Source organism: Desulfofarcimen acetoxidans DSM 771, assembly GCF_000024205.1.
In the GTDB taxonomy this organism is placed as follows: Bacteria; Bacillota; Desulfotomaculia; order Desulfotomaculales; family Desulfofarciminaceae; genus Desulfofarcimen; species Desulfofarcimen acetoxidans.
In genome coordinates this window covers 3349573-3371653 of the sequence record NC_013216.1, presented here as the reverse complement: position 1 = coordinate 3371653, position 22081 = coordinate 3349573, and the positions used below count along the sequence as shown (strand labels likewise).

Below are 22081 nucleotides of genomic sequence, written 5' to 3'. Positions count from 1 at the left end.
GCTTGTGGTAAAGGCTATTTTGGGAGGTGCGGAGATGATAAAGGTTGTTGTAGCCGGTGCGGCGGGTAGAATGGGGCAAGAGGTTTTGCGGGCCGTGCATAAGTCTGAAGGGATGGAACTGGTAGGTGCAGTGGATAAGTTTCAGGAAGGTGTGGATGTTGGTACTTTAATAGGTACCGGTGAATTAAAGGTGCTCATAACAACTAATTTGGAAGAAACTCTGGTTACTCTGAAACCGGATGTGCTGGTTGATTTCACAACACCGGAAATTGTATTTAATGATGTGAAAATAGCTCTTAAATGTGGAGTTCGTCCTGTGGTAGGCACTACCGGCATGGGCAGCGCCGAGTTGGCCGAGATAAAAGAGCTGTGCGTCAAAGCAGGTGTCGGTTGTATAGTGGCGCCTAACTTTGCTATTGGAGCTTTATTGATGATAAAATTTGCTGCGGAAGCTGTTAAATACATGCCTCATGTGGAAATTATCGAGCTGCACCATGACAAAAAGCTTGATGCCCCTTCCGGCACTGCGATCAAGACAGCTGAGCTGATTTCACAGGTTCGCGGTGATTTTCAGCAGGGACTGGCTGCTGAGATTGAAAAGATACCCGGTGCCAGGGGCGGTGAGTTTGACGGCGGGATACGTATTCACAGTATCAGGTTGCCTGGTTATGTGGCTCACCAGGAAGTAATTTTCGGTGGTGTTGGCCAGACTTTGACTATTCGCCACGATTCAATCTCCAGAGAATCTTTTATGCCTGGCGTGGTTTTAGCTGTGCAAAAAGTTATGCATATCAACAGTCTGGTTTATGGTTTGGAAAATATTCTTTTTGAATAACAGCCTTAACTTAATATTTGTATACAAGCACCTCTCAATTACGCTGCTCATACTATGATGTAAGTATGAGACGATGGTTTAATTAGGAGGGTGTCGACATGCAACCTGATCTAAAAGGGATTAAAATAGCGGTTTTGGGTGGAGATGCCAGGGAGAGATTTGTTGTGGAACGCCTGGCCGCACTTGGAGCACAATTGCAAATTGTGGGCCTGCCTGTGGCGGAAAACGCCGGTGTAAAGCTTTTTCAGCATATTGAAGAGGCTTTAAAAGATGTAGATGCCATAGTTTTGTCCGTGCAGGGCATCAACAATGAAGGCTGCCTGTACTGCCCGCTGGCACAGGAGGCGCCGGAACTCACAGAACAACACTTGTCCATGGTTGCTAAAGACGTTCCGGTATTTGTTGGAGTGGCCAAACCCAGGTTGAAAGCTATGACTGCCAGTGTTGGTTTAAAACTGATAGAGGTTATGGAAATCGATGAAGTAGCAATTTTAAATGCTATTCCTTCTGCGGAAGGGGCTTTGCAAATAGCTATGGAGAAAATGCCTATTACTCTGCATGGTTCATCAGCTTTTGTCATAGGCTTTGGTCGCGTGGGAGTTACTTTAGCCCGTATGCTGGGTGCTTTGGGCGCCAGAACTACTGTTGTGGCAAGAAGCCCGGCGCAGCTGGCCAGGGTTTATGAAATGGGCCTTAGACCTTTGCCCTTCAGCGGTCTGAGTGACTTAATCAATGAAGCGGATGTAGTATTTAACACTGTTCCTTCTCTTGTTCTGGATAATTATATACTTGGAATTGTCAAAAAGTCGGCACTCATTATTGACCTCGCCTCTGCTCCTGGAGGAACTGATTTTGCAGCGGCTAAAATAAGGGGTATTGAAGCGATGCTGGCCCCTGGTCTGCCGGGAAAAGTAGCCCCGCAGACAGCGGGTGAGATATTGGCCCGCGTTTTGCCCCGTCTGCTGGCTCAGGAACTGTCCTTAGAGTCGAGTATCGGAGGTGCTTATTGAGTAATGAGGCTAAAAGATATTAAAGTGGGGGTTGCTCTGACCGGTTCTCACTGTTGCCTGTCAGAGGTAATGCCTTATATTAAGGCTTTGGTGAACGAAGGAGCGCAAGTTATACCGATTATCAGCAGTGTTGTGGCCGAAACAGACAGCAGGTTTGGTTTGGCTGAGAGTTGGAAAAAACAATTAACGGAAATTACCGGTTCCGGCATTATTCAAACGATTACCGCTGCAGAGCCTGTTGGCCCGCAGAAGCTCTTGGATATTTTAGTGGTGGCGCCCTGTACTGGCAATACTCTGGCTAAACTGGCCAACGCTATCACTGACGGGCCGGTTTTGATGGCGGTTAAGGCTCACCTGCGCAATCAAAGGCCGGTAGTGCTAGGTATATCTACTAATGATGGTTTAAGTATGAATGCCAAGAACTGGGGTTTACTGTTAAATACTAAGAATATTTATGTGATTCCTTTTGGCCAGGATGATCCGGTTAATAAGCCGAATTCCTTGAAAGCCAGGTGGGAGTTGATTGTTGATACTGTAGCCATGGCTCTAAACGGAAAACAAATACAGCCCATGCTGGTGGTGTACGGGTAAAAAATTTATAGTGTAATCCCCCCAACCGCGATATTTTTTTGGTAAAATAGATGGAGTATGTATTTAGGAGGGATAGTATTGGAGAAGATTAATCTTGTAATTGTCGGAGCAACCGGCGCGGTGGGGCAGGAGATTTTGAAAGTTCTGGATGAAAGAAATTTTCCGGTTGACAGGTTGAAGCTGTGTGCTACCTCCAGGTCTGCCGGTAAACAAATAAATTTTCGCGGTAATGATTACACTGTGGAAGAAACAACTCTGGCTTCTTTTGATGGAATGGACATCGCGCTTTTTGCGGGCGGAGCCGCCAGCAAGCAGTATGGACCGGCGGCAGCGGAAAAGGGTGTAGTGGTTATTGACAACAGCAGCAATTTTCGCATGGACCCTCAGGTACCTTTGGTGGTGCCGGAAGTTAACCCGGAGGACGTACGGGAGCATAAAGGTATAATTGCTAATCCCAACTGTTCTACCATTCAAATGGTGGTAGCTTTAAAACCGATACATGACGAGGCTAAGATTAAACGTGTGGTAGTTTCTACTTACCAGGCTGTCTCCGGTGCGGGTATGGAAGCTATTGAGGAATTGTCGGCGCAGACTGCCGCAGTACTGCAGGGAAGCGATGCAGTTGCCGGTGTCTTTCCTTACCAGATAGCTTTTAACCTGATTCCTCATATTGATGTATTTATGGATATGGATTATACCAAAGAGGAATGGAAAATGGTTAAGGAGACACAAAAAATCTTGCATGACCAGTCTATAGCTATTACGGCCACAACTGTGCGAGTGCCGGTGTACCGCAGTCATTCCGAGGCTTTGAATATTGAGACTGAGAAGAAACTCACGGCTGTTAGGGCCAAAGAAATACTGGCCGCAGCTCCTGGTATAATAATTATGGATAATCCGGCTGAAAAAGTTTACCCGATGCCTCTTTTTGCTTCAGATAAAGATGATGTTTTTGTAGGACGTATTCGTGAGGATAATACTATTGACAACGGTTTGAATCTCTGGGTGGTTGCCGATCAACTGCGTAAAGGTGCCGCAACCAATGCTGTGCAGATTGCCGAATTGGTAGTTGAATACGGTTGTTTGATGAAAAAGCAATAACAAGTTAATAATAAAATATATTTAGTTTATCTTTAAAGATTTGTTTAAAATAATCCCAGCTTAATCTGGCCAATATGACAAAATGAGGTAGGCAAAAATTGAAATATATTGTCCAAAAGTTTGGCGGAACATCGTTAAATACTGCAGAATTGCGGGAACAGGTTGCAGCAAAGATTATTCATGCTGTTAAGGAAGGCTATCATCCTGTAGTTGTGGTATCTGCAATGGGACGCGGTGGGGAGTCATATTCAACGGACAGCTTGCTTTCTCTGGCCTATGAGGTTAGCAGAGAGATACCTGGACGGGAATCTGATTTATTGATGTCTTGTGGTGAAGTTATATCCGGGGTAGTTTTGGCTGCTACAATCAGGGGAAAGGGTTTTCCTGCGGTATTTCTAACAGGATCTCAGGCGGGTATTATTACGGACGATAATTTTAATGATGCCAGAATACGCAGGGTAGATCCACAAATAATATTGGAGCATTCCCGGTTGGGGAAAATAGTTGTTGTTGCCGGTTTTCAGGGAGTTACTGAGAAAGGTGAGATTACAACATTAGGCAGGGGCGGCAGTGATACTACCGCTGCTGCACTGGGCGTGGCACTTGAGGCAGTATGTGTGGATATATACACAGATGTTGAAGGCATTATGACGGCTGATCCGGGAATTGTCAATAATGCCAGGCTTTTAGAGACAATTACCTATAATGAAATTTGTCAATTAGCCCATGAGGGTGTCAAAGTAATACATCCCAGGTCTGTGGAGATTGCTATGCAGAAAAATATACCCCTGCGGGTTAGATCTACCTCAAGTGATGCTCCGGGTACTCTGGTTACTAATGACAGTCAGGTCTATAAAGGTGCTATTGATATAACACGTGACAGAATTGTTACCGGGATAACACAAAAAACCGGCATCACCCAATTGAAGATCAACATGCCGGAAACCAATGCCTCTGCCTGGCAGGTGCGAATATTTAAGGGTTTGGCTCTGGCCGGTATTAGTGTTGATTTTATCAATGCCAGCCCGGAAGCGGTTGTTTTTACCGTGAAAGATGAAATGGCGCAAAAAGCTGTGGAAATACTGGAAAATCTCGGTATGCAGCCCGTTAAGCGTCCCGGTTGTGTTAAGGTAGCTGCGATAGGTGCGGGTATGACAGGTGTGCCTGGAGTTATGGCAGGTATTGTTGATGCTTTGACACGAGAAAACGTTGCGGTTTTACAGTCGGCAGATTCTTATACTACAATTTGGGTCTTAGTGCAGCAGGAAGATATGGTAAAAGCAATCAGTGCCCTGCATCAGCAGTTTTTAGATTAGGGCGGGTAAAACAATTTACCCGGGAAAAGAGAGAGGAAGGTGAATGTTTTGGCTGTTGACTTCGGGCGTATTTTGACAGCAATGGTTACTCCTTTTGATCAGAATTTAAATGTGGATCTGGGATTGTCAAAAAAATTAGCCAGGCATTTGGTTAATCTGGGTAACGACGGGTTAGTCGTATCCGGAACTACAGGCGAATCGCCGACTATCGGCAAGCAGGAGAAACTGGATTTATTTAAGGCAGTGGTTGAAGAAGTAGGCGGTCAAGCTACTGTCATAGCAGGCACAGGGAGTTACAACACCGCTGAAAGCATAATTCTCACCAGAGAAGCCGAGAAATCTGGTGTTGACGGTGTAATGCTGGTTGTACCTTATTATAATAAGCCTTCCCAGGAAGGCTTGTACAGGCATTTTAAGGTTATCGCGGAAAGTACCAGCCTGCCTGTTATGCTCTATAATATTCCGGGACGTTCAGCCATTAATATGACTCCTGAGACAGTAGCCAGGTTGGCGGAAGTTGAAAATATTGTAGCTATCAAAGAAGCTGCGGGAAGTATGGATCAGGTTGCGGAATTAAAGAAAATCTTACCTGCTGATTTTGCTGTTTACAGTGGTGATGATTCCATGACTTTGCCCATGTTGAGTGTGGGATGCAAAGGTATTGTCAGTGTGGCCGGCCATATTATCGCAGACAAGATTAAAGAAATGGTTAATGCTTATGTATCCGGCAATATTACCCTGGCTGCTCAATTGCATATTAAGCTTTTCCCCATTTTTAAGGGTATGTTTATTACCAGCAACCCGACTCCGGTTAAGACTGCTTTGAATATGATGGGTGTAAAAGTGGGCGGTGTACGCTTGCCTCTGGTAGATGCTACTGAGCAGGAAAAAGAAACTATCAAGAAATTATTGAAAGAGCATGGATTGATATAAGATAAAGACACTGGTTAAGGATTAATCAGAAAGTAATTTCTTTTGGCCAGTAGCTGTCTGTATTCATTTTTGGGTAGAGATCCTGAAGCCATGAGAGTTAGTAAGAAAATAGTTTGAAATCTGTCTACACTTATTTGTTAGCATTTGTGGTTGAGATATTTAAATAATTAAGATTAGTTAAGCAGAAACAAAGAGGGTGACTTAGGTTTAAATATAACCGTAAGTCACCCCTATTTTTTGTACTTCAGAAAATTGTGCTTATGATAGATCTATGGATAAGTTATTGTATAATGTAAGCGCATATTTATATTGGATAAGCAAGGTTAGTACTGCATAATTTCCGACGAGTACGAGTACCTGTGACTTCTCGAAAGTCGCTTAAAGCGACTTTCTTGTACTCTAGGAAATTATGCTCATGATGAATCTGCGGATAAATCATTGTTTAATGTAAGCGCATATTTATATTGGATAAGCAAGGTTAGTACTGCATAATTTCCGACGAGTACGAGTGCCTATGGCTTCTCGAAAGTCGCTTAAAGCGACTTTCTTGCATGATACCCTGTTTCTTCTGGAATAATATTAGCGATTTCCTATGTGATTTAAATATCTTTGCTTATAGATCTATGACTCTTGTTTATCATAATAAGATCAAGTATAATAGGCTTTAAGGTTTTAAGGGGCGGCTTTCCTGATCTGGGTTAATTAAATACCGGGTTTTCCCACCTTCTCCTAAATACTCACCTATTTTTTGTTTAATCTTTTAAGTACTATTTATTGCATAATATTTTAGGAGGTGTGGATTTGGCACGTGATCCCAAGTTATCTCTTATTCCTCTTGGTGGATTAGGGGAGATCGGTAAAAACATGATGGTGGTGAGATACGGGGAAAACCTGTTAATAATTGATTCCGGGTTGATGTTTCCTGAAGAGGAAATGTTGGGCATTGATATTGTTATTCCTGATATTACCTATTTGCTTGAAAACAAAGATATGGTACGTGGCATTGTTCTAACGCACGGTCATGAAGATCATATCGGAGCATTGCCTTATGTCCTGCGCCAGTTAAATGTTCCTGTATACGGCACAAAGTTGACTCTTGGTTTACTGCAGGGTAAATTAAGAGAACAGAACTTGATTAATGATGTTGTGCTGAATATGGTGAAAGTTCGTGAAACTATAAGTATTGGCCCGTTTAAAGTTGAGTTTATTCGTGTTTCTCACAGTATTCCTGATGCTGTGGCCATTGCTATTCATACACCTATCGGCACAGTTGTGCATACAGGTGATTTTAAGATTGACCAGACTCCGGTTGACGGTGAGATAACAGACTTTTACCGTTTTGCTCAACTAGGTGAAAAAGGAGTGCTGGTGCTATTATCGGATAGTACTAATGTAGAACGTCCGGGCTATACTGAATCCGAGCGCAGGGTAGGATTTGCTTTTGATGAGACATTTAGAACGGTAACCGGTAGAATCATAGTAGCGAGTTTTGCTTCAAACGTACACAGACTTCAACAAGTAATAAGTAATGCCTATAAGTATGGTAGAAAAGTAGCCGTGGTTGGCAGGAGTATGGTAAATGTTGTTAATGTAGCCAGTGAGCTGGGTTATTTGCATATACCCGAGGGAACCCTCATTGAGCTTGATGAGGCTAAAACCCTGGCCCCTGAACAGGTAGCAATTTTGACTACGGGCAGCCAGGGTGAGCCTATGTCAGCTTTAACCAGAATGGCTTCTTCTGATCACAGGCAGGTAGAAATTTTGCCGGGGGATACGATTGTTATTTCTGCCACGCCTATTCCGGGCAACGAAAAATTAGTGTCCCGCATAATTGACCAGCTTTTCAAAAAGGGTGCTCATGTAATTTATGAGACATTTTCCGGTATTCATGCTTCCGGGCATCCCAGCCAAGAAGAATTGAAATTGATGATTAATCTAATCAGACCGAAGTTTTTTGTACCGGTACACGGTGAGTACCGTATGCTGATTAAGCATGCTGAACTGGCTCGTGATATGGGTATACCGTCTGATAGGATTTTTGTGGCCGAAAACGGGCAGGTACTGGACTTTACCAGAAAGAGCGGTAGAGTGGCAGGGCGTGTAACTGCGGGAAAAGTACTGGTTGACGGTTTGGGTGTCGGTGATGTGGGTAATATTGTTTTGCGTGACCGCAAGCAGTTGTCGCAAGACGGGATACTTATTGTTGTTGTTACGATCAACCGGGAAAACGGGTTGGTGGTAGCCGGTCCGGATATTGTTTCCAGGGGTTTTGTGTATGTAAGAGAGTCTGAAGCTTTAATGGATGACGCCAAGTACCGGGTTAAGTGTGCTTTGGATAAATGTTTTGAGCGAAATATAACAGAATGGGCTGCCATTAAATCTCATGTTCGTGATGCTCTAGTCAAGTTTTTGTATGAGAGAACTAGGAGAAGGCCAATGATTTTACCTATTATTATGGAAGTTTAGCCAGTTGAAACAAGCCGCTGTGATGCGGCTTGTTTAATTTTAGTCTAAGAAATTATGTTTTGATGGATTTGTTGATAAATCATTGTTTCATGAAGTACAAATATCTGACTATATTTTTATTCAATTAATTAACTCTTTATATACCTTTGGAGAACTATTATAATATATATGTATATATAGATAAATTTCTGTCTTTGAGACTCATTATTAACCGAGGAGAGATAGAGTTGAAGAAAATTAGTGTAAAAATAAGCGGTAATCATTATGAATACAATAGCGGCACTTCACTTGAGGAAATTAGCAGAAATTTCGGAAACTCGCCCATTGGGACAATTGTTTTGGGAACGGTAAACAGTGAATTGAAAGATTTAACTTATAAAGTTGAAGAGGACGCTGAGATAAGCTTTTTGGATTTAACTACCACTAACGGTCAAAAGGCATACAAACGTTCACTATCCTTTCTTTTTATCAAAGCTACCAATGATATTTTTGAAGAAGCCCGTGTAGAGCTGTGCCATACTTTAAGCAGGGGCCAGTATTGCAAAATTATCAACTACCCTGCTATAAATGAACAATTCGTTGCAAAAATCAAAGCCAGAATGCATGAGCTTGTTCAACAAGATATTCCTTTTGTTAAGGAAAAATTACCGCTTGAGTACGCGATTAAGTTATTTCAAGAAGAGACTAATCGCCAGGAAAAGATAACTTTGTTTAAAAATATTAATAAAAGAAATATAAGTCTTTATTCATTGGATGATTATAAAGATTATTTTCATGGCTTTTTAGTGCCGTCAACAGGATATCTGCGTCTCTTTGATTTGGTTTTGGAAGACCAGGGAGTGGTTATATTATGTCCCAGAAAAGATAATCCTAATAAGTTGACACAACACGTACCACAGCCCAAATTGTTAAAAATTTTTAGGGAGACTAAAGAATGGGCCATGGTCATGGGTGTTAATTATGTGGGGGAACTTAATCAGATCATTGCTAATAAAGAATACCCTGAGTTGATTAGAACAGTGGAAGCATTGCATGAGAATAAGATAATTAAAATTGCGGATGCCATAGTATCGAATCCGTCCAAGGGAAGGATTATTTTGATAGCCGGTCCGTCTTCTTCAGGGAAAACAAGTTTTTCTAAAAGATTAGCTATTCAATTGAAAGTGAATGGATTTAAACCGGTTTCTATTTCACTGGATGATTATTTTGTTTCCCGAGAAATGACCCCTCTGGATGAAAACGGGCAATACGATTTTGAATCTATTTACGCTTTGGACCTGGAACTCTTTAATTATCATTTGAAGAAACTTTTAGAAGGGAAAGCAGTTGATCTGCCCAGTTTTAATTTTAAATTGGGTAAAAGAGAATATAATGGAAATAGGCTTAAAATCGATGCCAACCAGCCTCTGATTATAGAAGGCATTCATGGCTTAAATAGTTTATTGACTTCTTCAATTCCGGAAGATCAAAAGTTTAAAATTTATATTTGCCCGCTTACTCAACCTAACTTGGATTATCATAACAGAATATCCATTACTGATGCCAGGCTGATCAGAAGGATTGTCAGGGATAACCAGTTCAGGGGGCATGATGCTCAGTCTACAATTAAGATGTGGAATTCAGTACGCAGGGGCGAGGAAAGATACATCTTCCCCTATCAGGAAAAAGCCGATGCCATGTTTAATTCAACCTTAATGTATGAACTGGCGGTATTGAAAAAGTATGTGGTTCCCCTATTGGAGAAAATTGGCAAGACTGAGGAAGGCTACATTGAGGCCACCAGGCTTTTGAAATTTATCAGGTATTTTCAAGATATTGAGGAAGAAGTGGATATCCCTCCGACATCTATACTTAAAGAGTTTATTGGGGGAAGCAGGATAGTGTGATGGGATATGTTTATAGAGATATCATTTTTGACCCTTGAAATTGTTGTTTCAACAGTTTCAGGGGTTTTTTACTTATATTCCATAAAATTATGCTTATTTATAGTGTAACAATAAATCGTTTAAGTAACTTTCTTGTAATTTTAAGTTTATTGAAAAGTAAATTATGGGTATTGACATACGAGCAACTTTGAGGCAAAATAACAATAAAATATTACACACTGTATACTGATATCAAATGTATAATAATATAATTTATTCTTTGATATTGCATATTCATCATGAGGAAGTATACCAATGGATCTGAAAGGTTACTCGTAGACCAAAACTTTTAAAGGCCGGGTGAGTTGGATATGCATGATACTTTTGCCAGAGTTGCGGAATTTAAAATTCGGGAGGCTATTAAAAAAGGGGAGTTAAAAGATTTACCGGGGGCCGGTAAGCCAATTGTTATTGAAAACATGGCCTTTGTTCCAAAAGAAGAGCGGTTAGCCTATATCATAATGAAAAATTCAGGATTAGTTCCCAATGAGGTCGCACTCTTGAAAGAAATAGAATCTTTGGGGAAATTAATGGATGAATGTCAGAACATAGAAAAGAAAAATTCGCTCAAAAAGAAATTAGACGAAACCAGCATCAGGTATAGTATTATAATGGAAAAAAGAACGAGAAGATAAACGCAAGAGTGGTTTTAATAAGGGTTAATGCACCTGATTATAGAGATACAGAATATACTGCTCAGTATCTAAAGGGAAGATCATCAAAATTGCTTCATGAAGAATTTCCTGAGCTGAAAAAAGATATTGGGGACAGCATCTTTGTGCACGAGGTTGTGACTTTCAGCCATCAATAAACGACTATCGGCTAAACCGGTAGTCGTTTATTTTGCATGATCTGCACTCCCTATAATTATGTTGCAACGTGTCGTGTTGCAGCATAATTATCTTTTCTTTACAAGGGTACAAACGATAAAAAAACCGGAACGGACTACCAACTAACATAAGCTCCGCCCACTGGACAAGGGGCGGCGCTTTGTTTGTGGGGCCGTTGCTTCGGGCTAATTTGGCCCGAAGTAGAAAGGGGGGATTGAGCATATCCCGTAGGGTCTGATTGAAAAATCAGGCCCTTTTTTCATGCCATAAAACAGAAGGAGGTAAAGTGCATGGCAAAAAATGAGCCAAACAAGCCGGATGATGTGAAAACCATGCCATAAAATGAAGCACCGGCAGAGGAATCAAGTGCTCCCGCTATTGAGCCGACAGAGATTGCCGGTGATGCTCCGGCCCCGGAAATGACCGCTGAGGAAGCGGCAACACTAGCCCATGACTGTTTTGCGGGAACGGCTGGACAAGGCAAAGCAGAACATCATAGACGGCTGTAAAAATGCCGTTGCCGCTTTTAAGGAAAAGGGAATTGTTGCGTTTGACAATACCGCCCGTTTTTTCAAAATCAGGCCCGTGTTGGAAGCTATGCGTGATGATTTGGGCAAAAGCATCCGGTTTAACGAAGAGACAATTTTAAATATTGAACTTGTGAGTATCGAGTATCACGAGGCCGGGCGGCATATTAAAAATATGGTTCGTGCTATGGTGGGAAAAGAAGCTATATAGAACGCTAAATCTGTGGGAAAATTGGCAAAAGCGTTGCAGGCTCCGTTTCATACCAACCGCGCTTGTCTTTCCGCTATGAAAAAGAGTTTGGAAACCGCCCTTTCCCAACTGGACACCTTGGAACAGGCTGTGGAACGAAAGCCCTCTATTCAGAAAACCATGCAAACGCTCAATGAGCAGATCGCGCAAGGGAAAAAGGATGCGCCTACAGCAGAGCGGCCCCGCCCTTCTCACGTCGAACGGTAGATCACTTCGGGCCAACTTGGTCTGAAGTACTCCCCATGCGCCCCTGCGTATGCCGCCGCAGTATGGAAAATAGCGGTTTGAAAGGAGGTTTTTATGCAGGAAGATATAGAACGCCGGATAGTTGCCGTTTCAGTAAATGTGGCCAAACTCTCCGTAAAGACGCTGGCAAATGCGCTGGAGGCGGCTTTGCAGAAAATCCAAAAGGAGTATCACAAAGCGCAGACCCCACAGGGCAAACAGAGCGTGAAAAAGCTGATGAACCACCGCGTTTCCACCAGCGCCCTGCCGCTGGATGGAGAAACGAAGTTCTTTGACCGCGTGGCCCGGAAATGGAATATAGATTACGCTTTTCATAAAACTGGGCCAAGGAAATACCTGCTGTTCTTCAAAGCGGGACAGGCCAACGCGATTACGACGGCTTTCTCCGAATATACCAAGCTGGTGATGGGCCGGAGGAAGAACGCAACATGAATACCCTGATGGACATGATAACAGCATGGAAGTCCGGGAAGATGATGAAAATTTCCGCAATGCTGTGGACTATATGTTTGCCGGGCTAGAAAAACGGAAACAGAATCATTTTGCGGTCAGACAATATAAAAAGTATAAGCTGGCAAGCGGAAAAACGGCGAAAAGCATTTTGATTTCCTGCAGAGTGCGGCTGGCTCCCTTCGACATTCCGCAGCTTCGGGAAATCATGAGCTACGACGAGCTGGAGCTTGTCCGCATGGGTGACCGGAAAACAGGGACGTTTTTTGTCATTTCTGACACATATAACACCTACAACTTTATTGTCGCGTTGGCTTTTTCTCAGATGTTCAATCTTTTGTGTGAGAGGGCTGACAACAAGTGCGGCGGGCGCTTGCCCCATCATGTGCGCGTCCTGTGGGATGAGGCCGCCAATACGGGACAAGTGTTGCAGTTGGAAAGAATCTGTGCAGTCATTCGTTCGCGTGAGTGCAGTATATGCCTGTTTTTGCAGGCACAGAGCCAGTTGAAGGCCCTTTACAAAGACCATGCTGAAACCATCATGGGCAACATGGATTCGGTCATTTTCTTAGGAGGTCGGGAGCATACTACCATCAAGGAGCTTTCGGAGGCTTTGGGGAAAGAAACCATTTCCATGTATACCGAAAGCATCACGCGGGGGATGCAACAAAGCCACGGTCAAAACCTGCAACAGCTCGGCAAAGAACTTATGACCATCGATGAACTGATCACAATGGACGGTTCAAAGTGCATTTTGCAACTTCGCGGCCTCCGTCCCTTCATGTCACCCAAGTATGACCTGAAAAAGCATCCCAACTACAAGTACACCGTCGAAGCTGACAAACGCAACAGCTTCGACATTTCTTCCCTTATCAACCGGCGCATGGAGGTAAAGCCGGACGAACAGTACACTGTCTATGAGGTAGACGCGCTCGGAGAGGACACCGCCACAGATGAGGAGATTCTCAACTATGACGATTTGGACGATCTGGAAGCGTTTGCATAACTTCGGGCCAACTTGGCCCGAAGTGGAATTCTCCCTACAACTCTATCTAGGTTGGAGGGAGAATGTATGTACAATGAAATTTTATACAAACCAACTGTTCCTAATTATCCATTGTTTCGATTCTAAACAACTTATCTTTTTGGGACAATTCTACGGCAATATGAGCCGTATTTAACGCTTGTTCAGGGAGTTTATCCTTTAGAATCGATAATACCAACTGGGTATTATTATCTCGAACGAACTCTGCAACCTTTATTAATTGGTTGTCGTGCATTAATTCTTTCTTATCATTAAGTAAAAAATGGAGACAGGGAATGTTTTCTTCGTCAGCAAACATAGTGTATGCCAAATCAAAACACAATATTTCACCCTGTTTCTTTCCGGAACTCATGTTTGCATTAAATGCGTTAAACTTGTATACCTGCTGTCCTTTTTTGTTAATATCTTTTTTATAAGTTAACGCGTATTTCTCGCCATATAATTCTTGGGATATTTTTGAAAAAAATTTATTGAACTTCTTAATTTGCTCTTTTAAGAGGTCTTCAAAGTCATTTGAAAACAAGTATTTGTCAATTTTTTCTATTTTTTCATTTAGTTTTGCAATATTATTTTCGACTTCATTTACCTGTGAGATAATACTTTCATATTCCCCTTTTGTCCGATACTTTTCATTTAAGGATATAATTATTTCCTCTAATTCCTCAAATGAATCGCTTTTGGAAATTTTGCTCGAAAGTTCTTTTTCTTGCTGTAACAACAATGCCAATTCTTGTTGGGCATGCTTTAGATTGTCAGTTAATTCTGGTAGTTCTTTTGAAATAAACCGTGACTTTTCAACCAGCATTTTGTTGTGGTACGTTACTAAATCTTCAAAAGTCTTTTGAATACCTGAAATATTCATATTAACTTCGTTATACAGAATTTTTAGTTGTAATAGGTCAATAGATGACTGGCTTTGCTTCAATTCTTGAACAGATTCCTCAATTAAATTTTTCCTGATTTCTATCTTGCTGATCAAGGAACTGTTTTTATTTATTTTATACTTGATTGAGTTTAACTGCTCCATATCTTGTTCAAAGTTTTCATTGAGATTGAACAAAGCCTTTTTCTCATTCAACATAGCAATATCATCATCAATCATTGACAGGGCTATTTCATAAGTCGTTTTGTCTCGATTTTGTTCTAATCTTTCTCTAAAAGCATTTTCTTGGTTAATCATTGTTATAAGAGCCTGTTTCCAAGCACCATCTCCAAACGAACAACCCAATAAGTATAAATATAAAGTTTCATATTCGACATCTGTCGTATATTTGTCAAGAGTTTTTAAAGTATTGTTTATATTATCATCTTTATACCTAATATTATGCGAGATAACTTGTCTAAAAGTGGGTTTTTCCACTTCTTTATCAGGCATAATATGTCTTTCTAATTCATCTTCAAAATCCTTGTCTAATACAGGCCCACCATTAATTTCTCTGACAGCATTTTTTCTTGACAAGAAATTTCTTCTAATCTCTACTTCTCTTCCACATGATGTACTTAAACTATCTGTCAAAGTAAGTGTTATTTCAATTTTTTCATCAATTACAAAATTCTTTACAACGTCATAAACTTCTTTCCTGTTTTCAGTGTCGGTATAAATAATGTTTGGTTTTGCCCCTAAACAGAAGTCCACAAGTTTTAGAACAGTGGTTTTACCAACATTGTTGCCGGTTGATTTAATATCATCAACCGGTGTGTCATCAACAATCAAATTCATACCCAACTTGAATTCAATATTACGAATTAGTTTTGTTGGGCTTGATATCACTAATCTCTTTAGATACATAACTCAACACGCCCGCTTTCATTCACCTCAGCTACATTAATCAAAAACAGCCAGTCAAGGCATAAGATAAATGTTGGAAAGGACATATCCGTTGTGGTTTTAATATTTTCGTACAGACTAAGAATGTATTGACCATTCTGTTCTTTAAGTTTTTTAATTACTAATGCCCCATTGTAATAAATACTTAATTCCGGATGGATATTATCAGGAAGCAACATGATTATATCCCTCCGGATTCTTAAATATTTTGCATCGAACAAATGCGTCTACAGTGAGAATGGATGCACACATTTCTAGTTCTTCATATGGAATCGCTGTATAATTTTTACTTTCCATTATTATCTTTATTACACTATCAATGATTGAAAAAAACAAATCATGAGAACTCGAGGCATTTTTTGACAGCTTAACATACTGTTGCTTAATTATCAAAAAAACAGACAAGCTCTTGTTTACACCTTGTCTATCAAATTCTTTATATTTCTCATCTAACTTTCCATAATATATTTTGTACTCATCGATTGTCAAACGTACAGAAGTTAGATCGTTAAACTCAATTTTCCTATCTATTTCATATATATTAATTTCAGGGTATTCATTTACTCTAGTTAAATCTTCCTTTGATAGAATATGAATTATTGTGGTCAAATTACTGTCAAATTTCACTGCATCAAATTCATTCCCTAACTCTTTTTTAATAAAAACATAAAAATCGCGTTGCTCATCAATATTCATATTTAGAACAGTATTCAAAATTGACTTAATATCAAAAATGTCATTCTGCGGAGAAAAAACAACTTTGTGTGGATTCGAAAAAGCCAAACTTCTAAGTTTGTTGGCATTACCTGCAATTGCTACAAACTTATACCGAAAGTCAGGATATTTTTTAAATATTTCCTTCTTGAGTGAATCCTCTATCTTTTGCTTTGTGCAGGTTGAAGAAACTTGTGCAATTAATCCGTTACTCTCATCAATCAAATCAATTCCTTCCATATTTTGCTGAAACGCATTAATGTTTTTTAGCTTCCACTTAAAAAGAATACTAATCATATCAGCAAAAAAGGTTTCGGAATATATATTTAAATCTAATAAGTTTATTTTGCCTCGCTTATTAATGCGAAGCGACAACAATTCAATCTTTTCTTCAATATAATTAAAATAAGTGCTTCGATTCATAGTTGATTCCTCCGGTCGGCTTTTGTCACAAGCCCAAACGAGCATCGTATCCAATTGTAATTTGATTATATCATATTTTTACCATAATCCAACAACGAAAAAGGAGCTAATTCTTATGGTTTATGCCCACACTAGTAAATGGAATTAACCACAAAATACCCTATTGCCGAAACAGGCGGCTTTTTCATTTCAAAACAAAACTATATGGGAGGTAAATCGTATGCAATTCTTTTCTTCTGTTGTTGACACTCTGCAAACCCTTGTCGTGGCCCTTGCCGTGTGGGGCGTGATTAACCTGCTGGAAGGGTACGGTTCCGACAACCCCGCGGCCAAAAGTCAGGGGATCAAGCAGCTTATGGCCGGGGGCGGCGTTATCCTCTTGGGAACAACGCTTGTTCCCCTGCTTTCGGGCCTGTTTTAAGGTAAGACGATATGGATTTTTTCACCGACTGGATAAACGATTGGATAAAAGGCGTGCTGATCGACGGCATCCTGGGAAACCTGAACGGCCTTTTTGCCAACGTAAACAACCAGGTCGGAGAGATTGCAACTCAAGTGGGAACCACCCTGGCGGCAATGGACATAGGCCCACTGCTCGGCTTATGGCTCCAATCTTTCCTGATACAAGTAATCGTGCTGGCCCTGAATATCGCGGTTTTCGGAAGGATGATTGAGATATATTTGCTCACCAGTTTGGCTCCCATCCCCTTTGCCACAGTGGTAAACCGGGAGATCGGCCACATGGGACACAACTATTTCAAATCCCTGTTGGCTGTGGCTTTTCAGGGAATTCTCATGCTGGTGTGCGTGGCGATTTATGCCGTGCTTGTCCAGAATATCGCCATAGGCGGCGACCCCATTGGTGCAATTTGGAGTTACATCGGGTACACGGTGCTTTTGTGTTTCACTTTGTTCAAAACCGGTAGCTTGGCAAAAAGCATCTTCGGGGCGCATTATTTAGCCAAACCTTTTCGTTGGACATACGAAGGAAAGTTACTTAAAGCTTAAATTACTGGTTGCATAATTCAGCCACGGTGCACTAGTCTGATTATCCTTTGTCGAGCAGATTTCATCCTGTGTATTTTTTATTTCGTTTAGGAAAATATATTTGTAATTAACATAGTTGCTTATTTCATTTAAGGAGCGGATGAAATGTCTTATAAAAAAATTATAGCCCAAAATCCAGGACTGTTTCCTTATACTCCTGGTCAACCAGGGATTGAACCAGTTCCTCCGGGGGAAGACCCGGATCAAAACCCGGGAGAGCAGGAACCGGGTAAAAAGGGTAAGAGGGTGCAGGGCAGATCCAAGGATACAGTCAATAATGTCAAAGAATTAGGCGCTACTGATGTGCCGGAAGTTAAGTCCAATATTCACTGTTTGACAATTGTCGGTCAGGTAGAAGGCCAACTATCTTTGGGTAAAATAAGAAAAACCCCAGTTTGCTTTTATTGACCAAAATAAATAAGATGTAGATGTGAAAAGGGTTCCCAGACAGATTTTTCGCAGACAGAAAGAGGGGAATTGTATTATGAGAGATTGGGCGAGCCTGAGCAGGGTGTCTACTGATGAGCAGTTTGAAGAAGGTGAAAGTTACGAAACACAACGTAGTCTTAACCTTGAATTAATTGAAAAGAATGAAGGCAAACTCTATAAAGAATACTTGGAAGACGGTGTGTCAGCATACAAAAAACGGATAGTGCAACGTCCGGTTATGGTGGAATTATTAGAAGATGTCGCGAAAGGAAAGGTTAAAAATATTGTAGCCTTTAAACGTGACCGAATTATACGTGATCCTGAAGATTACTATTTTATTAGGAAAATATTTGATAAAGCTGGTGTAAAGGTATATTTTACTTGTCAAGGGGAGTTGCCTTGGGAGCATGCCTCACCTTCTGAAGAGCTAATGAACGGCTTGATGCCGTTGCTGGCGAAGTTTGAGAGTATGACAACTGCTCAACGGGTGAGGGCTAACGTTTTAGAATCTGTTAAAAAAGGTGAATGGCGATGTGGCAGACCACCATATGGATATATGTATAACCCTAACACTAAGAGAGTTGAGCAGATACCGGAGCAAGCAGAGGTGTGTCGAAAGATTCGGGAAATGTATATCAGCGGTTTAGGTGCCGGTAAAATATCACATATATTAAATAACGAATTGAAAATTCCTTATGTTAGTCCGGCAGTATGGCACAAAAGTACTACGAAAAAGAAGCCAAGGGATTTTTGGTATGAAGGTGTGGTAACTTCCATAGTTACTAAACCCGTTTATATGGGAATTCAGGATTGGGGTGGTCAGTGGTACGAGTGCCCGTCTATAGATGCTATATTTACGAAGGAAGAATGGGACGAGGCTAACAATATATATCAAAATAAGTTAAATCGCAAATTGCCTCATAAATATTTTAATACAACATTTTTATTTAAGGATATTCTTTTTTGTGCGCACTGTGGCGAGAGAATGATTCCTACATATAAGACATCTAGATATATTAAAGAAGACGGTTCGGAGAGTATTTATGAATACTATCACTATAAATGTGAAGGACGATGGGAAAAGCATAATAGCTGTAAGCAGAAAAAACACAATAGGAAATATGTGGAGAAAGCTATAATATGGCATGTGGCAGATGATATAAATGGAATGAATGTTGAGGAGCTTTATCTGGAGGCGTTAAAATCAGCGAAGGAAGCTGCTAGGGATTATTTGGTTGAAATAAAAAATTTAGAAAATCGTATAAAAGAATTATCCGATAAAATAGAGCAAAACGTGGATGACTATCAGGCAACAAAGAGTGAGGTAATCAGACGACGCTTAGAGAAAAGGGTAGAGGAATATGAACAGGAATTGATTCAGAGTGAGCAGCAATTAAAACAATTACACAATAACCCGCCAAAGACAGACCTAGAAAAAGATGATGTCGTGCAGGTATATAAGTTTATGCAAGGATGGAGAGGAATTATGGCTAATCCTAATGTGACTAACGAGGAGAAGCGGTATTTGGCCTTAAGTGTATTAGATAAAATTCTGCTAACTTCAAGCGGAGGATTGCAAATTAAGTATAAAGTACAAAAAGATTTTGGAATGTTAGTCCAATCACCTGATTATGGAGCCACCATAAGTGGATAATTTATTGATATAGATTTAACGTTAGCGAAGGCCATAGGTAATTTGGGGCTTTGGTTTTTTGAATATTAGATATTAGTATCGGCTATAATGATATTATGGTTAAATTAGGTAATATGTCTTTACTGCATACTTGATGTATACATAATTACATATGTATACATCAATAAAATCAAGGGGTGTTTGTTTACATGGCTGACCAGCCTTTTTCTGTTAGATTAGAAACTGAGGTTAAGGATAAACTGACCGCTCTAATAGAGCAGTCCAATACTACTGCAAAGGAATTTGTAGGTCGCTTAATATCGACATATGAAGCGGCTAAGATGCACGAGAGTACCGTACAGGTTAGAGAGCTGAAGCAACTCCGACATTTCCTTAGCCGTATTGAGGAAATGTATATAGCTATGTACAGGGCTGGTCAAGACCGCCAGGAAATTGATACCCTAAAAATTACTCAGGCTCAAGATGAAGCTACACAGGCCAAAGCAGCGGTTCACGAAGCTCAGGAACGGGCGGCCAGGGCGATAGAGGAGGCCAACGCCAGAGCAGAAGCTGCTGTCAACGAGTCGGCAGCCTATAAAACGCAAATATCGGATGAAATGCACGAGTTAAAGCAGGCCGTATTAAAAGCTATAGATGATCGCGACCAAGCTAACCGGCTGGCATCACTGGCTGAAAAAACCGCTGCTGACGCCGAAGCTAAGGCAAGTGAGTTAAAAGACTCGGCTGAGCATGCCACCGAATATAAGCGCGAGCTTGAGCAGGCCGTTCAACAGCGTGAGCAGTTGATTGCCCAACACCAGCTTGAGGTAAACGCTTTACAGCAACATGTTAACCAACTACAGGCCGAAATAGAACGCAAGGATTCACAGATGCCGGAGGCTTTAAGCCGGGCTGCTGAGAGGGCCGAGATAGATAAGGAGAAGGCAGTTTTGGCGGCACAGCGTGAGGCGATGGATGAGATAGGTCGGCTTCGTGAGGCACTGGCTTTGGCTAGGGAAGAAAGGGCCGTACTGGAAGTGGAATTAAGCAAAGCTAAAAATATATCAGCCAAGTCTAAGTCTCAGCGGCAGCAAAATACTGTTAAGAAGCAATCCGATAACACAGCATAGTATAAGGTCAACATAGACTACTGAGGAGCACAATATCACTGTCTATATGATTTGCCAGCAAAGCATATAATATAATTAAGTATGAGAAAAGTCGGAGGAGATATTTTCCTCGGCTTTTACTATATGTATTAGAGACATCTATTTTATGACAAATAAATAGGTTTTGTAGACAATATCTCCTAGTATCTCCTATTGCAAAATGAAACAAATTATGATAAATTTTTACTTGGGTCAACGTCCAAATATTTACAACTCAAAATAAATATTAAATAATTAAACTAACGGCTTATAAATATATATAAATAGTGGTTAGTTAGTTTAATGCTTTGTTTGTGATGCTGTGCCAAACGCACTTGCAGTTACAAGAAAGGTATTAAGTGTTACTGTCCAGAAAAGTTTCGGGAAATTATTTCTTGTATAAGTGATAAGGCATAATTTTAATATAATGATTCATCTTATCATATGTTAACGTGGATGTATTCTGTTAATAGTCTTTTAATTAATATATTGGTTGAATAGGGTTATTTTAGAAATTTTACATGGTTTATATCCTATTATATTAAGTTAAGGAGGTGATAGTAATACCGGTGGCACAAATACTTTCAATATCGCAGCTGGTATGCAATCCTTTGCCCTTTCACGTGGTGTTAGCACCGCAGGGGGTTTTACACTCGATTCTTCATGGAGTGGATACAAAACAGGAATAAATAATTACGGCCCCAATATTATTTATTTAAGAGGACAAACGTATTATTGTGATGGGGATCCAAATAAAGCTCACGTTGTTACAGGTGTAGGTTGGAGAGAGTTTTCCTACAACGGTTCATCTGTTGGTCACCAGTATATGGAGATTCATGATAAGTGGTGGAATACGGCAATGACCGTGTACGTAGCCTATGGACGCAATTATGATTATATACTGTTTGCACAATTTTCGCCAAGGTAACCCATCTAAAATATGTAAAATAATAGATTTATTTGGATATGTCTTAGGTCTGCGGTGATTCTTAATTGGGTGGGCTATTAACTTGGTAATTTAGTTACTATATATAGTCCTCCCAATTAGGACAAGCTCCACGGTGGACCTCTTTGTCAAGACAATAGTTTTTCAATAGTTGGATTTTTTAGATATTTGGTTTCTAATTTTAATTTACCAAATACCATTATTGATGTACTAACAAAACCATAGGTTTGTCAGGTAACAAGTACAGCTTGAAAACAAAGAAAATAGTAAAAAATCCTGTACCTGTAAGAAAAAACTCCTTAGATATTCTTTCTCAAATCTCTAAGGAGTTTTTCAAATATAGGATAAGGATATCACGAAATGAATAACCACTCAGCTTTACATAACA

The 22081-nt window shown here is 40.5% G+C and carries 19 protein-coding genes and 3 pseudogenes; 19 read left to right on the top strand and 3 right to left on the bottom strand.

Going from position 1 to position 22081, the window contains the following annotated elements:
• Positions 1-34 precede the first annotated feature (34 nt).
• The 13 genes and pseudogenes from dapB to DTOX_RS15315 form a co-directional block, all read left to right on the top strand.
• Positions 35-835: a 4-hydroxy-tetrahydrodipicolinate reductase gene (dapB, locus tag DTOX_RS15370; protein WP_015758603.1), complete on the top strand. Its 801-nt coding sequence runs from the start codon at positions 35-37 to the stop codon at positions 833-835.
• Between the two features lie 98 nt (positions 836-933).
• Positions 934-1845 carry a dipicolinate synthase subunit DpsA gene (gene dpsA / locus DTOX_RS15365; RefSeq protein WP_015758602.1) on the top strand — a complete coding sequence of 304 codons (912 nt, stop codon included), beginning with the start codon at positions 934-936 and terminating at the stop codon, positions 1843-1845.
• 3 nt (positions 1846-1848) lie between these two features.
• Complete coding sequence (locus DTOX_RS15360; protein WP_015758601.1) at positions 1849-2436, top strand: dipicolinate synthase subunit B; 588 nt, start codon at positions 1849-1851, stop codon at positions 2434-2436.
• A gap of 78 nt (positions 2437-2514) precedes the next feature.
• Positions 2515-3537 (top strand): aspartate-semialdehyde dehydrogenase, encoded by a 1023-nt coding sequence (locus DTOX_RS15355; RefSeq protein ID WP_015758600.1) that lies wholly within the window; start codon positions 2515-2517, stop codon positions 3535-3537.
• A gap of 98 nt (positions 3538-3635) precedes the next feature.
• A complete protein-coding gene (gene dapG, locus DTOX_RS15350) occupies positions 3636-4853 on the top strand; it encodes an aspartate kinase (RefSeq protein WP_015758599.1) in 1218 nt (405 codons plus the stop codon).
• Positions 4854-4901: 48 nt separating this feature from the next.
• Complete coding sequence (gene dapA / locus DTOX_RS15345; RefSeq protein WP_169306035.1) at positions 4902-5786, top strand: 4-hydroxy-tetrahydrodipicolinate synthase; 885 nt, start codon at positions 4902-4904, stop codon at positions 5784-5786.
• A gap of 801 nt (positions 5787-6587) precedes the next feature.
• The gene (locus tag DTOX_RS15340) at positions 6588-8252 is read left to right on the top strand and encodes a ribonuclease J (protein ID WP_015758597.1); all 1665 of its coding nucleotides are present in this window, start codon (positions 6588-6590) and stop codon (positions 8250-8252) included.
• A gap of 227 nt (positions 8253-8479) precedes the next feature.
• The gene (locus tag DTOX_RS15335; protein ID WP_015758596.1) at positions 8480-10138 is read left to right on the top strand and encodes a nucleoside kinase; all 1659 of its coding nucleotides are present in this window, start codon (positions 8480-8482) and stop codon (positions 10136-10138) included.
• A 350-nt stretch (positions 10139-10488) separates the two neighbouring features.
• Positions 10489-10812 (top strand): DnaJ family domain-containing protein, encoded by a 324-nt coding sequence (locus tag DTOX_RS15330; RefSeq protein ID WP_015758595.1) that lies wholly within the window; start codon positions 10489-10491, stop codon positions 10810-10812.
• A 56-nt stretch (positions 10813-10868) separates the two neighbouring features.
• Positions 10869-10966 (top strand): annotated as a pseudogene (locus DTOX_RS25420) (transposase); the annotation flags it as partial.
• A 491-nt stretch (positions 10967-11457) separates the two neighbouring features.
• Positions 11458-11991: pseudogene (locus tag DTOX_RS25160) on the top strand (DUF6674 family protein).
• Positions 11992-12084: 93 nt separating this feature from the next.
• Positions 12085-12462, top strand: coding sequence for a PcfB family protein (locus DTOX_RS15320; protein ID WP_015758594.1), 378 nt, complete (start codon positions 12085-12087; stop codon positions 12460-12462).
• Positions 12435-13486 (top strand): annotated as a pseudogene (locus DTOX_RS15315) (VirD4-like conjugal transfer protein, CD1115 family); the annotation flags it as partial. The gene DTOX_RS15320 and the pseudogene DTOX_RS15315, both read left to right, overlap by 28 nt.
• Positions 13487-13586: 100 nt before the next feature.
• Here DTOX_RS15315 and DTOX_RS15310 read toward each other — a convergent pair.
• From DTOX_RS15310 to DTOX_RS15300, 3 genes are read right to left on the bottom strand one after another with little or no spacing between them, the layout of a single operon-like run.
• Complete coding sequence (locus DTOX_RS15310) at positions 13587-15314, bottom strand: DUF2326 domain-containing protein (RefSeq protein ID WP_015758592.1); 1728 nt, start codon at positions 15312-15314, stop codon at positions 13587-13589.
• Positions 15305-15532, bottom strand: coding sequence for an ABC-three component system middle component 6 (locus DTOX_RS15305; protein WP_015758591.1), 228 nt, complete (start codon positions 15530-15532; stop codon positions 15305-15307). Before DTOX_RS15305 ends, DTOX_RS15310 begins: the two co-directional genes overlap by 10 nt.
• Complete coding sequence (locus DTOX_RS15300; RefSeq protein WP_015758590.1) at positions 15519-16490, bottom strand: ABC-three component system protein; 972 nt, start codon at positions 16488-16490, stop codon at positions 15519-15521. Before DTOX_RS15300 ends, DTOX_RS15305 begins: the two co-directional genes overlap by 14 nt.
• A 220-nt stretch (positions 16491-16710) precedes the next feature.
• Between DTOX_RS15300 and DTOX_RS15295 the strand changes: the two genes are divergently transcribed.
• The 6 genes from DTOX_RS15295 (at position 16711) to DTOX_RS15265 (ending at position 21675) form a co-directional block, all read left to right on the top strand.
• The gene (locus DTOX_RS15295) at positions 16711-16911 is read left to right on the top strand and encodes a Maff2 family mobile element protein (protein ID WP_015758589.1); all 201 of its coding nucleotides are present in this window, start codon (positions 16711-16713) and stop codon (positions 16909-16911) included.
• An 11-nt stretch (positions 16912-16922) separates the two neighbouring features.
• Complete coding sequence (locus DTOX_RS15290; protein WP_015758588.1) at positions 16923-17498, top strand: VirB6/TrbL-like conjugal transfer protein, CD1112 family; 576 nt, start codon at positions 16923-16925, stop codon at positions 17496-17498.
• Positions 17499-17642: 144 nt separating this feature from the next.
• On the top strand, positions 17643-17945 hold the full coding sequence (locus DTOX_RS24915) for a hypothetical protein (RefSeq protein ID WP_042315948.1): 303 nt from the start codon (positions 17643-17645) through the stop codon (positions 17943-17945).
• A 76-nt stretch (positions 17946-18021) separates the two neighbouring features.
• Positions 18022-19620, top strand: a complete 1599-nt coding sequence (locus DTOX_RS15275) for a recombinase family protein (RefSeq protein ID WP_015758587.1) — start codon at positions 18022-18024, stop codon at positions 19618-19620.
• A gap of 188 nt (positions 19621-19808) precedes the next feature.
• Positions 19809-20729, top strand: a complete 921-nt coding sequence (locus tag DTOX_RS15270; protein ID WP_015758586.1) for a coiled-coil domain-containing protein — start codon at positions 19809-19811, stop codon at positions 20727-20729.
• Between the two features lie 619 nt (positions 20730-21348).
• Complete coding sequence (locus tag DTOX_RS15265) at positions 21349-21675, top strand: hypothetical protein (protein ID WP_015758585.1); 327 nt, start codon at positions 21349-21351, stop codon at positions 21673-21675.
• Positions 21676-22081 lie beyond the last annotated feature (406 nt).

Coding starts and splice junctions, on each gene's coding strand:
- DTOX_RS24915 (WP_042315948.1), top strand. CDS start 17,643: ATGTCTTATAAAAAAATTATAGCCCAAAATCCAGGACTGTTTCCTTAT.
- DTOX_RS15275 (WP_015758587.1), top strand. CDS start 18,022: ATGAGAGATTGGGCGAGCCTGAGCAGGGTGTCTACTGATGAGCAGTTT.
- DTOX_RS15320 (WP_015758594.1), top strand. CDS start 12,085: ATGCAGGAAGATATAGAACGCCGGATAGTTGCCGTTTCAGTAAATGTG.
- DTOX_RS15310 (WP_015758592.1), bottom strand. CDS start 15,314: ATGTATCTAAAGAGATTAGTGATATCAAGCCCAACAAAACTAATTCGT.
- DTOX_RS15305 (WP_015758591.1), bottom strand. CDS start 15,532: ATGTTGCTTCCTGATAATATCCATCCGGAATTAAGTATTTATTACAAT.
- DTOX_RS15360 (WP_015758601.1), top strand. CDS start 1,849: ATGAGGCTAAAAGATATTAAAGTGGGGGTTGCTCTGACCGGTTCTCAC.
- DTOX_RS15300 (WP_015758590.1), bottom strand. CDS start 16,490: ATGAATCGAAGCACTTATTTTAATTATATTGAAGAAAAGATTGAATTG.
- DTOX_RS15290 (WP_015758588.1), top strand. CDS start 16,923: ATGGATTTTTTCACCGACTGGATAAACGATTGGATAAAAGGCGTGCTG.
- dapB (WP_015758603.1), top strand. CDS start 35: ATGATAAAGGTTGTTGTAGCCGGTGCGGCGGGTAGAATGGGGCAAGAG.
- dpsA (WP_015758602.1), top strand. CDS start 934: ATGCAACCTGATCTAAAAGGGATTAAAATAGCGGTTTTGGGTGGAGAT.
- DTOX_RS15295 (WP_015758589.1), top strand. CDS start 16,711: ATGCAATTCTTTTCTTCTGTTGTTGACACTCTGCAAACCCTTGTCGTG.
- DTOX_RS15270 (WP_015758586.1), top strand. CDS start 19,809: ATGGCTGACCAGCCTTTTTCTGTTAGATTAGAAACTGAGGTTAAGGAT.
- DTOX_RS15265 (WP_015758585.1), top strand. CDS start 21,349: ATGCAATCCTTTGCCCTTTCACGTGGTGTTAGCACCGCAGGGGGTTTT.
- DTOX_RS15330 (WP_015758595.1), top strand. CDS start 10,489: ATGCATGATACTTTTGCCAGAGTTGCGGAATTTAAAATTCGGGAGGCT.